This is a genomic window from Mucilaginibacter sp. P1_D10 (assembly GCF_056406215.1).
The window spans coordinates 1-2,917 of record NZ_JBFUAP010000037.1 but is presented as its reverse complement, the minus strand read 5'-3'; the positions used below and the strand labels follow the sequence as shown (position 1 = coordinate 2,917).

General features: G+C 46.0%; 2 protein-coding genes. Both read right to left on the bottom strand.

Annotated elements, in window-relative coordinates; genetic code table 11:
* Positions 1 to 804: carbohydrate binding domain-containing protein (locus tag AC1DYT_RS26630; protein ID WP_477472517.1), on the bottom strand; the 804-nt coding region annotated here is incomplete at its 3' end.
* Positions 805 to 957: 153 nt separating this feature from the next.
* Positions 958 to 2,917 (bottom strand): glycoside hydrolase family 3 C-terminal domain-containing protein (locus AC1DYT_RS26625; protein WP_477472516.1); only part of this gene is annotated, 1,960 nt, incomplete at its 5' end.

Here is a 2,917-nt window from a genome sequence, read left to right as displayed (position 1 = left end):
TAACTTCATTAAATCTACCCGGTTCCCATTCGGACGGTTATGGTAAGTCGGCGGGAATAATGACACGAGGTTAAAATAATAAACCCCGGTACGGTTTGTCGAAATAACAAAACGGGCATCAGTTGTTGGTTTAACGCCAGCGCCGGTTGTTAATTTAAGCTCGTATTTTTTCCAAAAGGCGCTTTTTATTAAGTTGATGGTACCTGAAGCATATACCGTTTTACCGTCATTGCTTTCTATACTTACGGTTATGGGCCCGGCAGTGTTATCGGCAATTACCGGAAGGGGGGTTGTAGGCTTAGGGTCCCAGGGGCTGAGGGGTATTGGCCCGCTTGCTGCTCCTTTAATATAAAATGAAGCGTTATAAGTTGTATTCGGCAAAACAGGTATGCCCCAATAACCTTCGTTTGCAATGCCGGCCCGGCCGCCGCCGGTATCAACCAATAGCCTTAAACAAGTAGTTAATGCGCCATTAATGGCGTGGTGCCGCTGATCGACGGGTACATTGTTGGGGTTTGGGGCAACTAATTGGATGGTGGCCTTCGCACTGCCTTCATTGATCACGCTCCATGCTTCCGGCGTATTTGGGTTGTCTTTAAATATCCTGTTTCTGATCAGCTCGGCATATAATCCCCCATCGTACGAATGGTTGATCTCTTCGGTCATCAGCCCATACAGTTGCGGGCTTACGTTTGCGCCGGGCTTGGTTAAATCAAGCGTAAGCTTAGGGTTTTGCGCTTTCAAGCTTGTTGCAGTGAACAGGAACAGGCACAAACCTGAAATGGGTATTATTTTTTTCATCATCAAAATCGATACTATTTATTGTTTTTTTACACTTATTTATAAGCCGAATGGGGCATTTCTGTTATCCGAAATGTGCTCAAACATTGGCAGACTCACCGTTTCCGGGCAGTAGGATATTGCGCAATGCCCCGTGGACTGGTGGCATCACTTTTCTTATTTAACCGATATTTTTACTGTTTTTGAAATATTGCGCGATGAATTACCTAATTGGAGGATAAACTCGCCGGCTTCATTATTCCAGCCTTTTTTTGTCACGTCGTAAAAGGCCAGGTCCTCCACCCTTACATCCAGTTCAACTGTTTTAGTTTCGCCCGGTTGCAGAAAAACTTTTTTAAAAGCCTTCAATTCTTTTTCAGGACGCAAAACCGAACTAACCGGATCGCTTACATACAATTGCACCACTTCGGCGCCGTAGCTGCTGCCTGTATTTTTAATGGTGAATTTTGCACGGATGGTTCCGTTTTTCCCGTAGCTTAATTTATCAGCCGAGAAGCGGCTTATGGAAAAATCAGTATAGGAAAGCCCATAACCGAAGGGGTATTGCGGTTCAATTTTCTTTGTGTCGTACCAGCGGTAGCCAACCAGTATGCCCTCTTTATATTCTGCCGTTGCGCCTTTACCCGGGTAAGTATTTAATGCAGCAGCAGGAGTGTCTCCTAACGATACAGGAAAGGTAAATGGCAATTTGCCGGACGGGTTCACCACGCCTTTTAACACATCGGCAAGTGCGTTTCCTGCTTCCGAGCCGTTGAACCAGGACCAAACAATTGTATGATTTGACTTTTTGATCTCGCTCAGATCGTACGGGGCGCCGGCCATGATCACAATAATAGTATTMGGGTTAGCTGCGGTAACCGCGTTAACCAATGCCTGCTCTCCAAAAGGCAGCGCCAGGCTTTTACGGTCATGGGCTTCGCTTTCATATTCACGGTTTGAGCCGATGCACAAAATGGCAACGTCGCTGGTTTTTGCAAGCGCCACGGCCTGATCAATTAGCTTTTGGTCGGGCTGGTCATAGCCACTATTTTGCGTATCCGTATTGTTTGCTAAATAGTTAGCCTTGTAACCCTGGGCGAAACTGATGCTCGCTGTTTTACCGAATCTTGATTTGATACCGTCTAATGCTGTTATCTCATATTTAGCTTTTACGCCCGCGCCAAACCCGCCTAAAGCAAATGTGCGGGTGGCATTATCGCCTATAACCGCAATGCTTTTAATGGTAGCTGCTTTCAAAGGCAATAAATGGTTGTCGTTTTTCAACAGTACAATGGACTCTGAGGCAATATCATATGCGGTTTTGGTATGCGCCGGTGTAGCGATAGATCCTTTAGGGTGATTGGTACTCATGGAGGTATGGTACATTACCCACAAAACCCTGCGCACTTTATCGTCAATTGTTTTTACCGAAACCCGGCCTTCCTTAACTGCTTTAAGTAATGGTTGGGCAAAATACCATTGATCATATGGTCCGCTTGATCCCATTTCAATATCCAGTCCATTGTTAGCGGCGGCAACGGTATGGTGCGTTCCTGCCCAGTCCGAGATAACAGCCCCTTTAAAGCCCCATTCGTTTTTTAGTACTTTATTTAATAAAAAATCATTTTCTGAGCACCAATAACCGTTCAGCTTATTATAGGCCGACATAACGGTGTAGGCATTCCCTTGCTGTACGGCTGCTTTAAATGCCGGGAAATAGATTTCGCGTAAGGCCCTTTCATCAACTATAGTATTTACGCTATCGCGGTTAAGTTCCTGGTTATTTGCGGCAAAATGTTTTATACAGGCTGCTACATGCTGGCTTTGGATCCCTTTTACAGATTGAACAGCCAACAGACTGTTTAAGTAAGGGTCCTCCGAATAATATTCATAGGTGCGGCCGCAAAGCGGCATCCTGCAAATATTAAATGCGGGTGAAAGCATTACAATCTTTTTACGGGCATTGGCTTCCTCGCCTAATACTACGCCATACCTGTTGGCCATTACCGGGTTCCAGGTAGCCGCAATTGCCGAGCCATTTGGTAAAAACGTGGCGGAATCGGTTGTCCAGTTGGCCGACGCCCAGTCAAAGCGCTTTATTTCTTCGCGTACACCCAACGGGCCCACCCAACGGGCC